This window comes from Flavobacterium psychroterrae (assembly GCF_018380615.1).
GTDB lineage: Bacteria > Bacteroidota > Bacteroidia > Flavobacteriales > Flavobacteriaceae > Flavobacterium > Flavobacterium psychroterrae.
In genome coordinates, this window is sequence record NZ_JAGYVZ010000037.1 from 1 (window position 1) to 16,060 (window position 16,060).

Genomic DNA, 16,060 nt, shown 5'->3' on the forward strand with positions numbered 1-16,060 from the left:
TTTTATTTCTCTTTTATGTCAAATGTTCTTTTGGAAACCGCTCCCCTAGCCCCGATAGAAGTGGAAATCCTTTTGCTTTTTTCTTTAAAAAGCAAAAGATTGCAACGCATAGCGGGAAATAGCTCCTGACACTTATTTAAAATTCAAAACTTCTAATCAAATTATGATAACTTCCGGCAAAATCTCTCCTTATATATAGGTAGCAAAAATAAACCCGACAGGTTTTCAAAACTGTCGGGTTGTAGGTGATCGAAAATCATACCTTAATATAATAGGTAAAAGAAAAGTGTCCTTATATAGTGTTTATACTATCGATTACTTCTTTTGTAATGTGGATGCTTTTGAGTTTAGCCTGATGGTCGAAAATTGGACCTGTTGCCATTAGCTCATCTACTTTAGAATAATTAATGAATTTCTTAAGATCTGTTATGAGTTGCTCTTTGTTTCCTGTGAATGTACATGCGGTCATTTGATTGACATGAAAACGTTCTTCTTCGCTCATTATATCATCCAGCGAATCTACAGGCGGTTGCAAGCCTTTACGATCACCTCGAATTAAGTTTAAAAACATCTGGTACAAACTTGTAGATAGTCTTTCGGCTTCTTCATTTGTGTCGGCTGCAATGATATTGACGCAAGCCATTGTTTTGGGTTTATGTAAAAATTCTGAAGGCTGAAAATTTTCGCGGTAGAACTCAAAAGCCTGAATCATTTGGCGTGGTGCAAAATGTCCGGCGAATGCATAAGGTAATCCATAAGCTGCGGCAAGTGCAGCACTTTCTGTACTCGAACCCAGAATCCAGATTGGAACATTGGTGCCTTCGGCTGGAAACGCCCTTACTTTTGCAGTTGCATTTTCGGCAGAAAAGTAATCCTGAAGCTTAGTAACGTTTTGAGGAAAGCGTTGTGCTTGGTCAAAAAAGTCTTTTCTAATGGCTTCGGCTGTGGGCTGATCTGTTCCTGGCGCTCTGCCTAATCCTAAATCGATTCTATTTGGGTAAAGTGTTTCTAATGTACCGAATTGTTCTGCTACTATTAAAGGAGAATGATTGGGCAACATGATTCCGCCTGAACCTACTCGGATATTTTGAGTCTGGCTGGCGATATAACCAATTAAAACTACTGTTGCAGTACTTGCAACGTGTGCCATATTGTGATGTTCAGCGAGCCAAAAGCGATTGTAACTTAAGTTGTCTGCGAGTTGGGCTATTTCTTTTGTTTTTTGAAATGTTTCGGGTGCGTTGCTATCTTGTGTGATGATAGCTAATTCTAATATCGAGATTGAAATTGGGTCTTTCATATATAATGTAGCTTTTATGCAAAATTAATTCATTTACAACAAAGCTTAAATTCTTTCGTGTTAATAGAATTATAATATTTGTAGCTACAAATGTTATTCATTCAGTTTGATATTAATTAGTTTATGATTGATTTTACCATCGCTGGAAATCGCAAAATTGGATTCTTTTGATTCTATTTCGAATTTTGAAGGTGTTTCAATAGTAAGTGAAATGGCTCGATATCTAAATGTTTCCTGAATTTCAGGAACCTCAACTGTAACAATAACTTCTTTGTCTTTCTGTTGGTAATTGATTTTAATTCTATCTCTCAACCAAATATACTCATAGACTTCCTGCCATGGTGCCATCCAGATGAAATCATTTCCTTTTGAACCATATTTGTTTGCAATCGCCGTCATATAATATTTAAAATCAGGAAAACGCATACTTAAATTCCAAAGATTTCCATTCCCTACTCCGTGGGTGAATTCGTTGTACCAAATTGGGTTGGGTAATTTTGCAACTGAATCAAATGTTGCCAGAAAACGATCCATAGTTTTAAAACCAATGGTATCTTTTGAGCTTTGAACAAAAGTTCTGGCATAAATCATCTTATCCAGATTCACTTTTTCATTTACATTAATTACTGGTCCACGACCTTTATATGAAGCTACAGAAAAAGAACCATTCGCCAGTGCGTCTCTTTCGTATTCTAATTGATATCCAGGATCGCTTTCTCCGCCAGGAACCACAAATTGCGACATTGTAAATCCTAAGTTTTGCTTTATTGAAGTTGTATTTTCAGTCACTTCGGTCAGGAAGTTGGTTCCGTGTTTGGTTGCGTGATGTAAACCGTGATTCAAAATATCCCACCCTGTATCGTACATTTCTTTTACCTCAGCCCAAGAAAGATGCCCTCGATATGCCGAAAAATCCCCAATTGTTGCGCCATTAATCGCCAAACCTAATTTGAACGGGATTTTATTTCCTAATCCATCTGAATAAAAAAGTCCTTTTGAGTTTGTTCCATCTCCACCCTGATCGTTTTTCCATTCATTAATATTCTTTGGACTAATTTTCCCTCCGTTCAACAAAGGAAAAGCGGTTAAATAAGCCGATCGATAACCATCATCTAATGTAAAACTGTAAGCTAAATGTTTATTGAATTTTAAAGATGCTGCTTCAATTTTTACTTTTTCAGCTGATTTTAATTTGATTTTAAATGAGATAAATTTCGATTTTGGAGGATCGATTGTTTTATTTAAAGCATTTGCTGAACAAAGAAATACTCCATTAATAATAAGAAGTATTGCGAGTAAAAATGGTTTTATTCTGAATTGTGGTATTTTCATTTGAAATAACTTATTTAGAGTTTTTAAAGATACGGTTCTTTTGCTAAATTCATTCTTAGAAATAACTAACGAATGATTTTTGTATTTGATTATTTTTGAAATAATTTCCGATAAATCAAAAAAGAGAACTGATTTTAAACCTAAATTTGTAGTTAAAAAATCAATTTTGATTCAAGACTTTTCCTCAAATGACACATAAAATTTTAATTATAGACGACGAAGAAAAACTGAGAAGTCTGTTGGCACGCATTATAAAATCAGAAGGTTTTGAAGTTTTTGAAGCTAAGGATTTAAAATCGGGTTTTAAGAAACTGGAACAAACGGATATTGATGTCGTTTTATGTGATGTAAAATTACCTGACGGAAATGGCGTTGATTTTCTGCAAAACATAAAAGGAAGTTTTCCGTTGATCGAAGTTATTTTACTAACCGCTTTCGGGAATATTCCGGATGGCGTTCAGGCGATGAAAAACGGCGCTTTTGATTATATTGTAAAAGGTGATGATAACGACAAAATTATTCCACTTTTATACAAGGCCGTTGAAAAAGCACATTTGCAGAAAAAGGTAAAACAACTCGAAAAACGTATTGGTGATAAATATTCTTTCAATACCATCATCGGAAAATCAAAAGGAATCGAGCAGGTTATTGATCTTGCCAAAAAAGTTGCCGTAACCGATTCGACCGTTTTGCTTACCGGAGAAACAGGAACCGGAAAAGAAGTTTTTGCACAAGCAATTCATGAAAACAGTAATCGGGTTGGTAAATCTTTTGTGGCTTTAAACTGCAGTACTTTCAGCAAAGAAATTCTGGAAAGCGAGCTTTTTGGTCATAAACAAGGAGCTTTTACCGGAGCTTTAAAAGATAAAAAAGGTTTTATTGAAGAGGCAAATGGCGGAACTTTATTCTTGGATGAAATTGGAGAAATGCCAATTGAACTGCAAGCCAAATTATTACGTGTTTTAGAAACCAGCGAATACATTCCGATTGGTGATACAACTCCTAAAAAATCAAATTTTAGATTAATTGCTGCAACCAACAGAGATTTAAAAACAGAAAGTGAAGAACATCGTTTTCGTTCGGATCTATATTTTCGTTTGAATATTTTTGAAATCAAACTTCCTCCCCTAAGAGAAAGAATAAAAGATATTGTTCCAATTACTCAATATTTTGTTCAACAATTCTCTGAAAAAACGAATAAAAAAATCTTGAATATTTCAGATGATTTTCTTCAGAAATTAGAAAATTATTCCTGGCCGGGAAATATTCGTGAACTTAAAAATATTATCGAAAGATCTGTTATTCTGAGTAATGGCGATACTTTAACCACTGATGTTTTACCTTATGAAATGCAGCATCAACCAGAAAAAGCAACCAAATCGATGTCGGCTTTTTCTATGCAAAGTGTTGAAAAATTGCATATTCAGAAGGTTTTAAATTATACCAAAGGCAATAAAGCCGAAACGGCAAGATTACTTGAAATTGGTATTGCGACTTTGTACCGAAAACTGGAGGAATATAGTATACAATAATAAAAATAAATTCCAATCCCGATAGCTATCGGGATAAATTCCAAATTCCAATGGCAATGGCAAATGTTTCAATGGTAATGAAATTTCAAATTTAAAATTAAAAAGCTCCGGAGGAGCGCTACATTTATAGCTAATTAACCTGATTTCTGATTAAAGCTCCAGTGGAGCGATATCCTAATTTTCTTTTTAAAACTAAAATATGTTACCCCGATGGGATTTTATCAACTAACCTTGTATTTTCTATAAATATAGCGTACCGCTGGGACTGGAATGAGAAACGCAATATTTATTTTTAATTTTAATTCCTGATTTTTAATTAAACATCCTATCATTTCAATAAAAGCTTATCATTTTGATAGGCTTTTTTTATGCTTAATTTTTGGCACGAAACCTCAACGCCTTTATTGACAACACTTTATCTATTACTACCTTTTTTCGGTCTGACTTTTGGCATAAGTGGGAAGAACATAAAAATTCATTCTCATGAAAAATCAAGTCACTTCAATCTACAAACAAGCGGAACGTTTTGCCGACATTACCAAAAAATCTATTATTTCCGGTAATATCGTTCGTGCAAAAAAATGTTTGGCTCTTGCTGAACGTTTATTTATTACAGGAAGTATCGAAACTAAAAACGCCATTTCTAATGTGTATATTTTTTCAGTTTCTTCTTTTATGGAAGTGCGTCACTGCAATATTTCTCACCTTTTTCCTCAAACGCTTAAAGCGGAATATATAAAACAAATTAATACTTCAGGCGTGTAAAGTTTAATCGGTTAAACTGTTTATTTGGTTAATCGTCCTAAAATCTATCCCGATAGCTATCGGGACTAAAATCTAAAATAATCTCCTATGTTAATCACTTTTCTTTTAATCGCATTAGCCGTTGTGCTTTTTGCAATTTGTTTTAAATCAGTTGAATTTTTTGAAAAAATCTAAATCATGACTGCACTATTTATTATTTCCATCGCCGTTTTTGGCTATTTGGTTTATGTATTAATCAAACCCGAAAAATTTTAATGATGTAAAAAGTTATAAGTGAGATGTTAGATGTTATGCGTCAGTCTCCTTTTACAAATCACATCTCACAACAAAAATAATCTCAAAATTATGAACACAGAATTACTAGGCATCATCAGTATTTTTATCGTTTCGATAGTTTTAGCCATTCCAATAGGAAAATATATTGCTAAAGTTTATTTGGGTGATAAAACATTGTTTGATCCGATTTTCAATCCAATTGAAAAATTTATTTTTAAAATCAGCGGTATTAATTCCACTGAAGAAATGAACTGGAAACAACACTTAAAAGCACTTTTAAGTATCAACATGATTTGGTTCTTTCTTTGCTTTTTTATTTTACTGTTTCAAGGATCGTTGTTTTTAAATCCTGATAACAATCCATCAATGAGCCCGGATTTGGCGTTTAATACTGCCATTTCGTTTGTCGTAAATTGTAATTTACAGCATTATTCAGGCGAAAGCGGAGTTTCTTACCTATCACAAATGTTCTTAATGTTCTTGCAATTTGTTTCTGCTGGAGTCGGTATGGCCTCTGCAGCAATCATTTTTAATGCAATGAAAGAAAGAACTACTGATAAACTGGGTAATTTTTATAATTATTTCATCAAAAGTTGTACTCGTATTTTATTACCACTTTCAATTATTGTTGCTACAATTTTAGCATTTAGCGGTACACCAATGGATTTTGATAGTAAAGATGCTATTACCACTTTACAAGGCGATCACGTAGAAGTTTCTCGTGGACCCGCTGCAGCATTCATTGCAATAAAACACTTAGGCACAAACGGTGGTGGTTTTTTTGGAGCCAACTCAGCTCATCCATTAGAGAATCCTACTTATTTTACCAATGCGGTTGAATTATGGTCTCAATTAATTATTCCGTTTGCTATGATTTTTGCTTTAGGTTTTTATCTAAAGAAAAAGAAATTTTCATACGTAATTTTTGGAGTTATGACGGTTGGATTCTTATTACTCGTTATCCCAACGGTTATAAGTGAAGTTAACGGAAATCCTGCTATCGAAAAAATGGGCATCTCGCAAGCAACCGGTGCTATGGAAGGAAAAGAGGTTCGGTTTGGACCAGCGATTTCAGGATTCTGGAGTATTGCAACAACCGTAATTTCTACAGGTTCTGTAAATAGTATGCACGATAGTTCAATGCCGGTTTCCGGTGCTATGGAATTGCTTGCCATGATGGTCAATGCGTTTTATGGTGGTTGCGGTGTTGGTATTCTGAACTTCTATATTTTCATTATTCTGGCTGTATTTATTTCCGGATTAATGGTGGGTCGAACACCAGAATTCTTAGGTAAGAAAATCGAAGCACGGGAAGTTAAAATTGCTGCTTTTATTGCAATTCTTCACCCTTTATTAATATTATCAGGTACTGCTTTAGCATCATATTTTGCTGCAAACGATACTGCAATGGGTTATTGGTTTAGCGGAAATGCAACAGGCTGGTTAAACAATCCAGGACATCACGGTTTCTCTGAAATGTTATACGAATATACTTCGAGTGCTGCCAATAACGGTTCTGGTTTTGAAGGTTTGGGAGATAACAATCCGTTTTGGAATATCACTACAGGAATTGTGTTGTTATTAAGCCGTTTCATTCCTATCGTTGGACCATTGGCAATTGCAGGATTATTGGCAAATAAAAAATACATCCCTGAAAGTGCAGGAACTTTAAAAACTGACACTTCTATTTTTGGAATTATGGTTTTTGCCGTAATCGCGATTATTGCTGCTTTATCATTCTTCCCAGCGTTGGCACTTGGACCTTTAGCGGAGTACTTTACACTAAAATAACAATTCATTTTTCTAATGCTGAACATTTTTCAAACACATAGAAACATAGAAATAAAAAATCAATAAAAAGTATATTCTAAAAAACTAGTTTTTACACATAGCTATGTGTTTATATGTCAAATAAAATGCCTTTACCTCAAAGTAAGACCTATGTCTCTATGTGTTTAAAAAATTATCAGCTTAATAAATAAAATTCAAAAAATGACAACTAATAAATCCACATCGTTGTTTGAAAGCAAACAGGTAAAAGAAGCCTTAGTGCAATCTTTTGTGAAGCTGAATCCAAAAATGATGATCAAAAATCCGGTAATGTTTACCGTTGAAATAGGAACTGCCATTATGCTTGCTGTTTGTGTTTCCATTTTAATGGGAGCAACAGATCAGGGTAGTTTTATCTATAACTTAATAGTGTTTTTAATCTTATTAGCAACGCTTTTGTTTGCCAATTTTGCTGAGGCTATTGCCGAAGCCAGAGGAAAAGCACAAGCGGATAGTTTAAGAAAAACACGTGAAGAAACTCCTGCCAGACAAATTTTACCTAACGGAGATATCAAAAACATCAGTTCATCTGAATTGAAAAAAGGAGATATTTTCGTTTGTGAAGCCGGAGATTTAATTGCAACCGATGGTGAAATTATCGAAGGTTTGGCTACTATCGACGAAAGTGCTATTACAGGAGAAAGTGCTCCAGTAATTCGGGAAGCTGGTGGTGATAAATCATCTGTAACCGGAGGAACAAAAGTACTGTCTGATAAAATTAAAGTAATCGTAACCTCTGAACCTGGTGAAAGCTTTCTGGATAAAATGATTGCTTTGGTTGAAGGTGCAAGCCGTCAGAAAACACCAAACGAAATTGCTTTAACTATTTTGTTGGCAGCATTTACGCTAATCTTCGTGATTGTTTGTGTTACCCTAAAACCATTCGCAGATTATGCGAAAGCACCTATCACAATTGCTGCTTTCATCGCCTTGTTCGTTTGTTTAATTCCAACGACAATTGGTGGTTTGTTATCAGCAATTGGTATTGCAGGAATGGACAGAGCGTTGCGTGCCAATGTGATCACAAAATCAGGAAAAGCGGTTGAAACTGCAGGAGATATTGATGTATTGCTTTTGGATAAAACCGGAACAATCACGATTGGAAACAGAAAAGCAACTAATTTTTATCCTGCAAAAGGCGTTTCTCAGGAAGATTTTATAAAATCTGCTGTGTTAAGTTCATTGGCAGATGACACTCCGGAAGGGAAAAGTATCGTGGAACTGGCAGGAGCCGAAACTGCCAATAAATTATCTATTGAAGGTGCTACTTTAATCAAATTTACCGCTGAAACCAGAACTTCCGGAGTTATTTTAAAAGACGGAACCAATATTAGAAAAGGTGCTCAGGATGCTGCAAAAAACATTTCACTTCAGGCCGGAAATGCTTTCCCTGAAGATACTGCACAAAAAGTAATTGATATTTCGTCTAAAGGTGGAACGCCTCTAGTTGTAATTAAAAACAATCAGGTTCAAGGTGTTATCGAATTGCAGGATATCATTAAAACGGGAATGAAAGAACGTTTTGACCGTTTGCGAAAAATGGGTGTAAAAACGGTGATGGTTACCGGAGATAATCCGCTTACGGCGAAATTTATTGCCGAAGCTGCAGGTGTTGATGATTTTATTGCCGAAGCGAAACCTGAGGATAAAATGAACTACATCAAAAATGAGCAAAACCTGGGTAAACTGGTTGCCATGATGGGTGACGGAACGAACGATGCTCCTGCCCTTGCGCAAGCGAATGTGGGTGTTGCGATGAACAGCGGAACTCAGGCTGCGAAAGAAGCCGGAAACATGGTCGATCTTGATAATGACCCAACAAAACTTATTGAGATTATCGAAATTGGAAAACAGCTTTTAATGACTCGCGGAACTTTAACTACTTTTTCTATTGCAAATGACGTTGCGAAATATTTTGCTATTGTTCCTGCTCTTTTTATTACTGCGATTCCTGCGCTTGAAGGATTGAATATCATGCGTTTACACAGCCCTGAAAGTGCTATTTTATCAGCGGTAATTTTTAATGCAATCATCATTCCGATATTGATTCCATTAGCATTGAGAGGTGTTGATTATAAACCAATCGGTGCAAGTGCCATCTTAAAAAGAAACCTTTTGATTTATGGTTTAGGTGGATTGATTGTCCCTTTTATCGGAATTAAATTAATTGATTTGATCGTTACCTTCTTTATTTAAGGTTCTAAGATGCTAAGTTTCTAAGGTACTAAGAAAAAAACCTCAGAAACTTAGCTCCTTAGTCCCTTAGAACCTTTAAAAACAAACACAATGAAAATATTTTCACTATTAAAATTTACACTGCTTACCGTAATTCTGTTTGCAGTTATTTATCCCCTTGCGATTTACGGAATTGCACAATTTGCTCCTAATCACGGAAAAGGAGAAACTATTCTGGTTAACGGAAAAGTGGTTGGATACCAAAAAATAGGTCAGAAATTTGATAAGTCGAATTATTTCTGGGGAAGACCTTCGGCTGTTGATTATAACGCGGCTGGAAGTGCCGGAAGCAATAAAGGACCAAGTAATGCTGAATATTTGGCTTTGGTTCAAAAAAGAATTGACACGTTTTTAGTTGTTCATCCTTATTTAAAAAAATCGGAGATTCCATCAGATATGGTTACGGCTTCAGGTAGTGGTTTAGATCCGAATATTTCTCCTCAAGGTGCTTTGATTCAGGTAAAACGTGTTGCCAAAGAAAGAAAACTTTCTGAAGATAAAGTAAAAGCTTTGGTTGAATCTAAAATTGATACTCCAAAAGTTATGGGAACTCCAACAGTGAATGTGTTGGAATTGAATGTGGCTTTAGATGAACTTTCTAAGAAAGGTTCTTAGGTTTTGAGTCGCTAAGGTTCTAAGTTTTCTCCTGCAAGGTTTTCAAAACCTTGTAGGTGTGATTCTCGAATGTTTTTATACATCTTTTATGTCATTTCGACGAAGGAGAAATCACACTAGTTGAGCACATTTGCTGATACACATTGCGGTTACCTACTTTATGTGATTTCTCCTTCGTCGAAATGACACACTAAATCTTAAAATTCATACCTACAAGGTTTTGGAAACCTTGCAGGAAAAAAAACTAAAAGCCCTTTTTTACCCCAAAAGGCCTAGCCCCGATAGTAGTGGAAATCCTTTTGTGCCGGGGTTCGGCATAAAAGATTGAAACGGATAGCGGGAAATAGCTCCTAAAAAAACTTATTCGGATTGTGTATTTCTGTGCGGAGATTCCTCCTTCGTCGGAATTGACAAACTGGATGTAAAATCTACTAATAAAATACCACATTAAAAAAATGAAAAAAATTATACTTACCGCTTTGATCGCTTTCGGTTTTAGCAATTTGCATGCACAAGAAGAAACAAAAAATCCATTTACGTTTTCGGGATATGTAGAAACTTATTATAGTTATGATTTTGGAAAACCAGAAGATCATACACGTCCAAGCTTTTTTTACAATTATAATAAAAGTAATGAAGTAAATATCAATTTGGGTTTGGCAAAAGTGAATTATTCGAAAGATAATATTCGTGGAAATTTTGCTTTAATGGCAGGAACTTATGCCGAATACAATATGGCGGCTGAACAAGGTTTATTGAAAAATATTTATGAGGCAAATGTGGGTGTGAAGATTTCGCAAAGCCATAATTTATGGATTGATGCGGGAATTATGCCAGCGCACATTGGTTTTGAAAGTGCAATTGGAAAAGATTGCCAGACGTTAACCCGAAGCATTTTGGCGGAGAACTCTCCGTATTATGAAACAGGAGTTAAAATTGGTTACACATCAGAATCTGGAAAATGGTATTTGGCCGGAATGTATTTGAATGGCTGGCAACGTATTGAGAAAGTAAAAGGCAATCAAACGCCTGCTTTTGGAACGCAGGTTACTTACAAACCATCGGATAAAGTGGTTTTGAACTGGAGTACTTATGTTGGAAATGAACAACCGGATATTGACAAGAAATGGCGTTATTTTAATAATTTCTATGGGCAATTTAAAGTAACAGATAAAACAAATGTTACGGCTGGTTTTGATGTTGGATCGCAACAAGCGGCTAAAAATAGTAATAAATACGACACTTGGTTTTCGCCAGTTTTGATTTTGCAATACAAACCAACTGATAAAATTCAGCTTGCGGCTCGTGGCGAATATTATAGTGATGAAAAAGGGGTTATTATTACAACAGGAACTCCAAATGGTTTTAAAACTTACGGATTTTCAGCTAACTTTGATTACTTAGTTACTGATAATGTAATGTTTAGATTAGAAGCAAGAAATCTTTCTAGTAAAGATGAAATATTTACAAAAGACAATCTTCCAACGGATACGAATGCGTTTGTAACGACTTCGTTGGCGATTTCATTCTAGCTTTAAGCTATAGGCTTTAGGCGGTAAGCTTTTAAAACGCGATCCTGCCTAAAGCCTAAAGCTTATTGCTTAAAGCATATTTTTATGGAACAGAAAAATAACGCACAGCACTTTCTCGATTTAATTCAGAAATCACGAAAAGGAAAGTTTAAAGTCTACATTGGGATGAGCGCCGGTGTGGGCAAAACGTATCGGATGTTACAGGAAGCACATTCGCTGTTGAAAAACGGAATTGATGTGAAAATTGGTTACATCGAAACGCATATGCGAAAGGAAACGCATGAACTTTTATCTGGTTTGCCCGTTATTCCGCGGCGAACCATTTTCTATAAAGGGAAAGAGCTCGAAGAACTTGATGTGCAAGCAATTATCAATCTTAGACCTGAAGTTGTAATTGTTGATGAATTGGCGCACACGAATGTTGAAGGAAGCAAAAACGAAAAACGCTGGCAGGATGTTCTCGAAATTCTGGAAGCGGGAATCAACGTAATTTCAGCAGTGAATATTCAACATATCGAGAGTTTAAATGAAGATGTAAAACGTATTACAAACGTTGATGTTCAGGAACGCATTCCGGATAATGTTTTGAGATTGGCAGATGAAGTCGTGAATATCGATTTGACAGCTGAAGATTTGATTGCACGTTTGAAAGAAGGGAAAATTTATACGGCTGATAAAATTCAGACAGCTTTGAAGAACTTCTTTAAATCTGACCAAATTTTACAATTGCGTGAATTGGCTTTGAAAGAAGTAGCTAGTCAAGTGGTACGAAAAGTTGAAAGTGAAGTGCCTAATTTACATGCCTTAAGACATGAAAAATTACTGGCTTGTATTAGTAGTAACGATAAAACAGCTAAAATCGTGATTCGAAAAGCAGCTCGTTTGGCAAGTTATTATAATGGAAGCTGGTATGTTTTGTATGTAGAAACGCCTAAAGAAAGCAGTACCAAAATCGCATTGGACAAGCAACGTCATTTAATTAATAACTTTAAACTGGCGGTGCAATTGGGCGCAGAGGTTATTAAATTAGAGAACAAAAATATTGCAGATGCTATTTTGATCGCGGTGGAAGAAAAACATATTACAACTGTGTGCATCGGAAAACCGCATTTGAATTTATTTAAAGTAATTTTGTCTACAACGATTTTCAGACGATTGTTAAACAGTCTGTCTTTATCGAATGTAGACCTTGTTATTTTATCGTAATTTTTTTTACCATTAAGAGATTAAGAAAGATTAAGCTTTGACTTTATGCGACTTAATAACTTAATGGTTCATATATAAAAAACTTGTTTTTAAATAAACGTCATGAGAATTAAAACTAAATTGAATCTGGGAGTTGGGTTGTTATTTTTAATGATTATCATACTTTCATTAGTAAGTGGATATTCTGTTTTTTTGATAAAAGCAGACACTGAAAATATTCTGAAAGCGAATTATAATACGCTGGAATATTCGAGAAATATGATTTTGTCTTTGGATGAAATCAAGATCCGTAACGACGATAAGATTCATACTTTTAAAGAATATCTGGAGAAACAGACGCAAAATGTTACTGAACCCGGAGAAAAAGAAGCTACCGCTAATCTTGAAAAAAGCTTTGCCTTTTTAGAAAAAAATGGTTCGAATGAAACTCTTAAAACGCAAATCAGACAGGATATTTTTGCAATTATGAAACTCAATCTCGATGCCATAAAGCAGAAAAGTGATATCGCCAAACATACTGCCGAAACGGCTAATTTATGGATTGCCATTGTGGGAACTTTGTGTTTTTTAATCGCCTTTAATTTACTGGTAAATTTACCCAATAATATTGCCAACCCAATTAAAGAATTGACTCAGAGTATTAAGGAAATTGCGAATAAGAATTATTCGGAACGCGTGCATTTTACCAATCATAATGAATATGGTGATCTGGCAAAATCCTTTAATACGATGGCGCAAAAACTTCAGGAATACAATAATAGTAACTTATACAAATTATTCTTCGAGAAAAAACGACTGGAAACCCTGATCAATAATATGCACGATCCTATTATTGGGTTAGATAATGAAGGAGTGGTTTTGTTTGCAAATGATGAAGCCCTAAAAATTATCGGAATGAAATCTGAAGATGTTATCGGGAAATCGGCTTCTACTTTGGCTTTATCGAATGATTTGATCCGCTCGTTAATCTTGAAAGAATTAGCAACTGATTCTCAGAAAAAGCAACCGATGAAAATTTTTGCTCATGGAAAAGAAAGTTATTTTGATAAGGAAACGATCAATATTACGATAACTCCAACGGGAGAAGAAAAAGAAATCAATATTGGCGATGTGATTATTCTGCGAAATATTACTTTATTTAAAGAACTGGATTTTGCGAAAACCAATTTTATCGCAACCGTTTCACACGAATTAAAAACACCAATTGCTTCTATAAAACTGAGTCTTCAATTACTTCAAAATACCAAAACTGGTGAAATGAATGATGACCAAAAACAATTGGTTGAAAGTATTAAAGATGATAGTCAAAGATTATTGAAAATCACAGGCGAATTGCTCAATTTGTCTCAATTAGAAACCGGAAATATTCAGTTGAATATCGAAAAAAGTAATCCATATGCGATTGTAAATTATGCTACCGAAGCTGTAAAGGTTCAAGCCGATCAAAAACAAATTAAATTAATTATTGATGCCGATGAAAATCTGCAAGATGTAAAAGCCGACAGCGAAAAAACAGGCTGGGTTTTAATTAATTATCTCTCGAATGCCATTACGTATTCTTCTGAAAAAAGCACGATTATCATCAAATTAAAAAATGAAAATAATCAGATTGTATTTCAGGTGATCGATACCGGAAAAGGAATTGACGCAAGATACAAAGACAAAGTTTTTGATAAATATTTCCAGATCCCGGGAAGTCAAAAATCAGGAACCGGATTGGGTTTAGCAATAAGCAAAGAATTTATTGAAGCACAAAATGGTATTATTGGTGTTGAAAGTAATTTAGGATTGGGAAGTACTTTTTGGTTTTCGTTGAAAGTGTAAATTATTTATATTATTTTGAAAATAAATCTTTAATTTTGAGTAATAAAAGAATTTGATATGGATATGACGGCGCAAATAAAAGAGAATTTAATCTCCAGAATTAGAGATTCTAAAGACATGAATTTTTTAAAAGCTCTTCAGACTATTTTTGATTCTTCTGAACAAGCTTTATATGAATTAAATCTTGAACAGCAATCTTCTATTGAAACAAGTCGAAATCAAATAAAAAATGGTAAGTTTCACAAAAATGAAGATGTAATTTCAGAGATGAAAGAATGGCTAAAAAAGAAATAATTTGGTCAGAACTCGCCAAACTTGAATTTTCTAATGTTCTAGAGTTTTATGTTTTTAGAAACGAAAACTCAGATTACAGTTTAAAAATTCTTGAAGAAGTAGAGGATTTGCTAGAAACTCTTTCAGCAAATGAATTTATAGGCAGACTTACTTCGAATAAAATTACTCGTGTTATTCCCATGAAAGTCTATTTGATTTTTTATGAAATCAATGCAGATCAAATAGAAATATTATCTTTTTGGGACAATCGACAAAACATAGAGAAGAGAAAGATAAAATAGTAATTTTATCCTGTAATATTTAGTCAATCTTAATCAAACCATCTCATTTAAAACCAAGTAATTAATATTAGCTTAAGGTTCAATTAAGTCCAAAATAGTCAGATCAAACATTCGTTATTATTGCAACTTCTAACAATAACGAAAGATGTTTTACAAAGCGATTTCTCTGGTATTTTTATTGTTTTTTTTGAATGCAAATGCACAACAAAACGACTCAATAACAAAAATTGACAGCACATCAAATCATTTAAAATTCAATTATAAACAATTGATTATTCCCACTGCATTGATTGGATATGGAGTAATTGGAATTAAAAGTGATCAACTCTTAAACTTTAATCATCAAATCAAAAATGAAGTCACTGAAGATATTGATGAGAAAATCACCATTGATGACTTCTCGCAATATGCGCCTGCGGCATCTGTTTATGCTTTGAATGCTTTTGGCGTAAAAGGCAAGAATAATATGCGGGATCGTTCGGTTATTTTTGTGACTTCGTATGTTATAATGGCTTCCACCGTTTTAGGTTTAAAGTCGATTGTGCATGAAGAACGTCCAGACGGGAGTTCAAACAACTCTTTCCCTTCAGGACATACCGCAACTGCTTTTGCCGGAGCTGAGTTTTTGTGGCAGGAATATAAAGATAAATCTATTTGGTACGGAATTGCCGGTTATGCCGTAGCAACCGGAACCGGATTATTTAGAATTTACAACAACCGCCATTGGTTAACGGATGTTGCTGCCGGAGCCGGAATAGGAATTTTGAGTACCAAACTGGCGTATTGGATGAATCCGTATATCACAAAAAAACTATTCAAATCATCTTCTGAAAGTAATTCAACTTCTATGATAATGCCTTTTTATAATGGGCAGCAATACGGGTTGGGTTTTGTGAAGGTATTTTAGTTTTTTTTGCCACAAAGGCACAAAGCTTATTTAAAGCTACTCCCGATAGCTATCGGGCAATGTCATTAAGTTAAGCTTTTAAAAAATAAAATTATTGCCGATCAAATCCGTTTTTATCCGCGTTTTTACGA

Annotated in this window: 14 protein-coding genes; 12 read left to right on the forward strand and 2 right to left on the reverse strand. The window is 34.6% G+C overall.

Translation table 11 applies throughout. From position 1 onward, the window contains the following. Nucleotides 1-292: 292 nt before the first annotated feature. Complete coding sequence (locus KHA90_RS23115) at nucleotides 293-1,300, reverse strand: LLM class flavin-dependent oxidoreductase (protein ID WP_213307394.1); 1,008 nt, start codon at nucleotides 1,298-1,300, stop codon at nucleotides 293-295. 93 nt (nucleotides 1,301-1,393) lie between these two features. Beyond that, complete coding sequence (locus KHA90_RS23120) at nucleotides 1,394-2,632, reverse strand: polysaccharide deacetylase family protein (protein ID WP_213307410.1); 1,239 nt, start codon at nucleotides 2,630-2,632, stop codon at nucleotides 1,394-1,396. A gap of 188 nt (nucleotides 2,633-2,820) precedes the next feature. Between KHA90_RS23120 and KHA90_RS23125 the strand changes: the two genes are divergently transcribed. From KHA90_RS23125 to KHA90_RS23180, 12 genes are all read left to right on the forward strand, one after another. Then, entirely contained in the window at nucleotides 2,821-4,164 is a 1,344-nt protein-coding gene (locus tag KHA90_RS23125; protein ID WP_213307423.1) for a sigma-54-dependent transcriptional regulator, read from the forward strand. Nucleotides 4,165-4,647: 483 nt separating this feature from the next. After that, complete coding sequence (locus KHA90_RS23130) at nucleotides 4,648-4,929, forward strand: DUF7674 family protein (RefSeq protein ID WP_213307426.1); 282 nt, start codon at nucleotides 4,648-4,650, stop codon at nucleotides 4,927-4,929. Between the two features lie 177 nt (nucleotides 4,930-5,106). After that, nucleotides 5,107-5,184 carry a K(+)-transporting ATPase subunit F gene (gene kdpF / locus KHA90_RS23135; RefSeq protein ID WP_072975519.1) on the forward strand — a complete coding sequence of 26 codons (78 nt, stop codon included), beginning with the start codon at nucleotides 5,107-5,109 and terminating at the stop codon, nucleotides 5,182-5,184. Nucleotides 5,185-5,274: 90 nt separating this feature from the next. Then, nucleotides 5,275-6,996 (forward strand): potassium-transporting ATPase subunit KdpA, encoded by a 1,722-nt coding sequence (kdpA, locus tag KHA90_RS23140; RefSeq protein ID WP_213307429.1) that lies wholly within the window; start codon nucleotides 5,275-5,277, stop codon nucleotides 6,994-6,996. A gap of 201 nt (nucleotides 6,997-7,197) precedes the next feature. Continuing rightward, nucleotides 7,198-9,231: a potassium-transporting ATPase subunit KdpB gene (gene kdpB / locus KHA90_RS23145; RefSeq protein ID WP_213307444.1), complete on the forward strand. Its 2,034-nt coding sequence runs from the start codon at nucleotides 7,198-7,200 to the stop codon at nucleotides 9,229-9,231. Nucleotides 9,232-9,321: 90 nt separating this feature from the next. After that, nucleotides 9,322-9,885 (forward strand): K(+)-transporting ATPase subunit C, encoded by a 564-nt coding sequence (locus KHA90_RS23150; RefSeq protein ID WP_213307447.1) that lies wholly within the window; start codon nucleotides 9,322-9,324, stop codon nucleotides 9,883-9,885. Between the two features lie 455 nt (nucleotides 9,886-10,340). Next, on the forward strand, nucleotides 10,341-11,417 hold the full coding sequence (locus KHA90_RS23155) for a porin (RefSeq protein ID WP_213307450.1): 1,077 nt from the start codon (nucleotides 10,341-10,343) through the stop codon (nucleotides 11,415-11,417). A gap of 84 nt (nucleotides 11,418-11,501) precedes the next feature. Then, nucleotides 11,502-12,623, forward strand: a complete 1,122-nt coding sequence (locus KHA90_RS23160; RefSeq protein WP_213307453.1) for a sensor protein KdpD — start codon at nucleotides 11,502-11,504, stop codon at nucleotides 12,621-12,623. 102 nt (nucleotides 12,624-12,725) lie between these two features. Next, complete coding sequence (locus KHA90_RS23165; protein WP_213307456.1) at nucleotides 12,726-14,447, forward strand: sensor histidine kinase; 1,722 nt, start codon at nucleotides 12,726-12,728, stop codon at nucleotides 14,445-14,447. Nucleotides 14,448-14,504: 57 nt separating this feature from the next. Beyond that, the gene (locus KHA90_RS23170; protein ID WP_213307459.1) at nucleotides 14,505-14,741 is read left to right on the forward strand and encodes a hypothetical protein; all 237 of its coding nucleotides are present in this window, start codon (nucleotides 14,505-14,507) and stop codon (nucleotides 14,739-14,741) included. Beyond that, the gene (locus tag KHA90_RS23175) at nucleotides 14,723-15,022 is read left to right on the forward strand and encodes a type II toxin-antitoxin system RelE/ParE family toxin (RefSeq protein ID WP_213307462.1); all 300 of its coding nucleotides are present in this window, start codon (nucleotides 14,723-14,725) and stop codon (nucleotides 15,020-15,022) included. Before KHA90_RS23170 ends, KHA90_RS23175 begins: the two co-directional genes overlap by 19 nt. Nucleotides 15,023-15,167: 145 nt before the next feature. Beyond that, nucleotides 15,168-15,929 (forward strand): phosphatase PAP2 family protein, encoded by a 762-nt coding sequence (locus KHA90_RS23180; protein WP_213307465.1) that lies wholly within the window; start codon nucleotides 15,168-15,170, stop codon nucleotides 15,927-15,929. The last annotated feature ends 131 nt before the right edge of the window (nucleotides 15,930-16,060 follow it).

Coding starts and splice junctions, on each gene's coding strand:
- KHA90_RS23115 (WP_213307394.1), bottom strand. CDS start 1,300: ATGAAAGACCCAATTTCAATCTCGATATTAGAATTAGCTATCATCACA.
- KHA90_RS23120 (WP_213307410.1), bottom strand. CDS start 2,632: ATGAAAATACCACAATTCAGAATAAAACCATTTTTACTCGCAATACTT.
- KHA90_RS23125 (WP_213307423.1), top strand. CDS start 2,821: ATGACACATAAAATTTTAATTATAGACGACGAAGAAAAACTGAGAAGT.
- KHA90_RS23130 (WP_213307426.1), top strand. CDS start 4,648: ATGAAAAATCAAGTCACTTCAATCTACAAACAAGCGGAACGTTTTGCC.
- kdpF (WP_072975519.1), top strand. CDS start 5,107: ATGACTGCACTATTTATTATTTCCATCGCCGTTTTTGGCTATTTGGTT.
- kdpA (WP_213307429.1), top strand. CDS start 5,275: ATGAACACAGAATTACTAGGCATCATCAGTATTTTTATCGTTTCGATA.
- kdpB (WP_213307444.1), top strand. CDS start 7,198: ATGACAACTAATAAATCCACATCGTTGTTTGAAAGCAAACAGGTAAAA.
- KHA90_RS23150 (WP_213307447.1), top strand. CDS start 9,322: ATGAAAATATTTTCACTATTAAAATTTACACTGCTTACCGTAATTCTG.
- KHA90_RS23155 (WP_213307450.1), top strand. CDS start 10,341: ATGAAAAAAATTATACTTACCGCTTTGATCGCTTTCGGTTTTAGCAAT.
- KHA90_RS23160 (WP_213307453.1), top strand. CDS start 11,502: ATGGAACAGAAAAATAACGCACAGCACTTTCTCGATTTAATTCAGAAA.
- KHA90_RS23165 (WP_213307456.1), top strand. CDS start 12,726: ATGAGAATTAAAACTAAATTGAATCTGGGAGTTGGGTTGTTATTTTTA.
- KHA90_RS23170 (WP_213307459.1), top strand. CDS start 14,505: ATGGATATGACGGCGCAAATAAAAGAGAATTTAATCTCCAGAATTAGA.
- KHA90_RS23175 (WP_213307462.1), top strand. CDS start 14,723: ATGGCTAAAAAAGAAATAATTTGGTCAGAACTCGCCAAACTTGAATTT.
- KHA90_RS23180 (WP_213307465.1), top strand. CDS start 15,168: ATGTTTTACAAAGCGATTTCTCTGGTATTTTTATTGTTTTTTTTGAAT.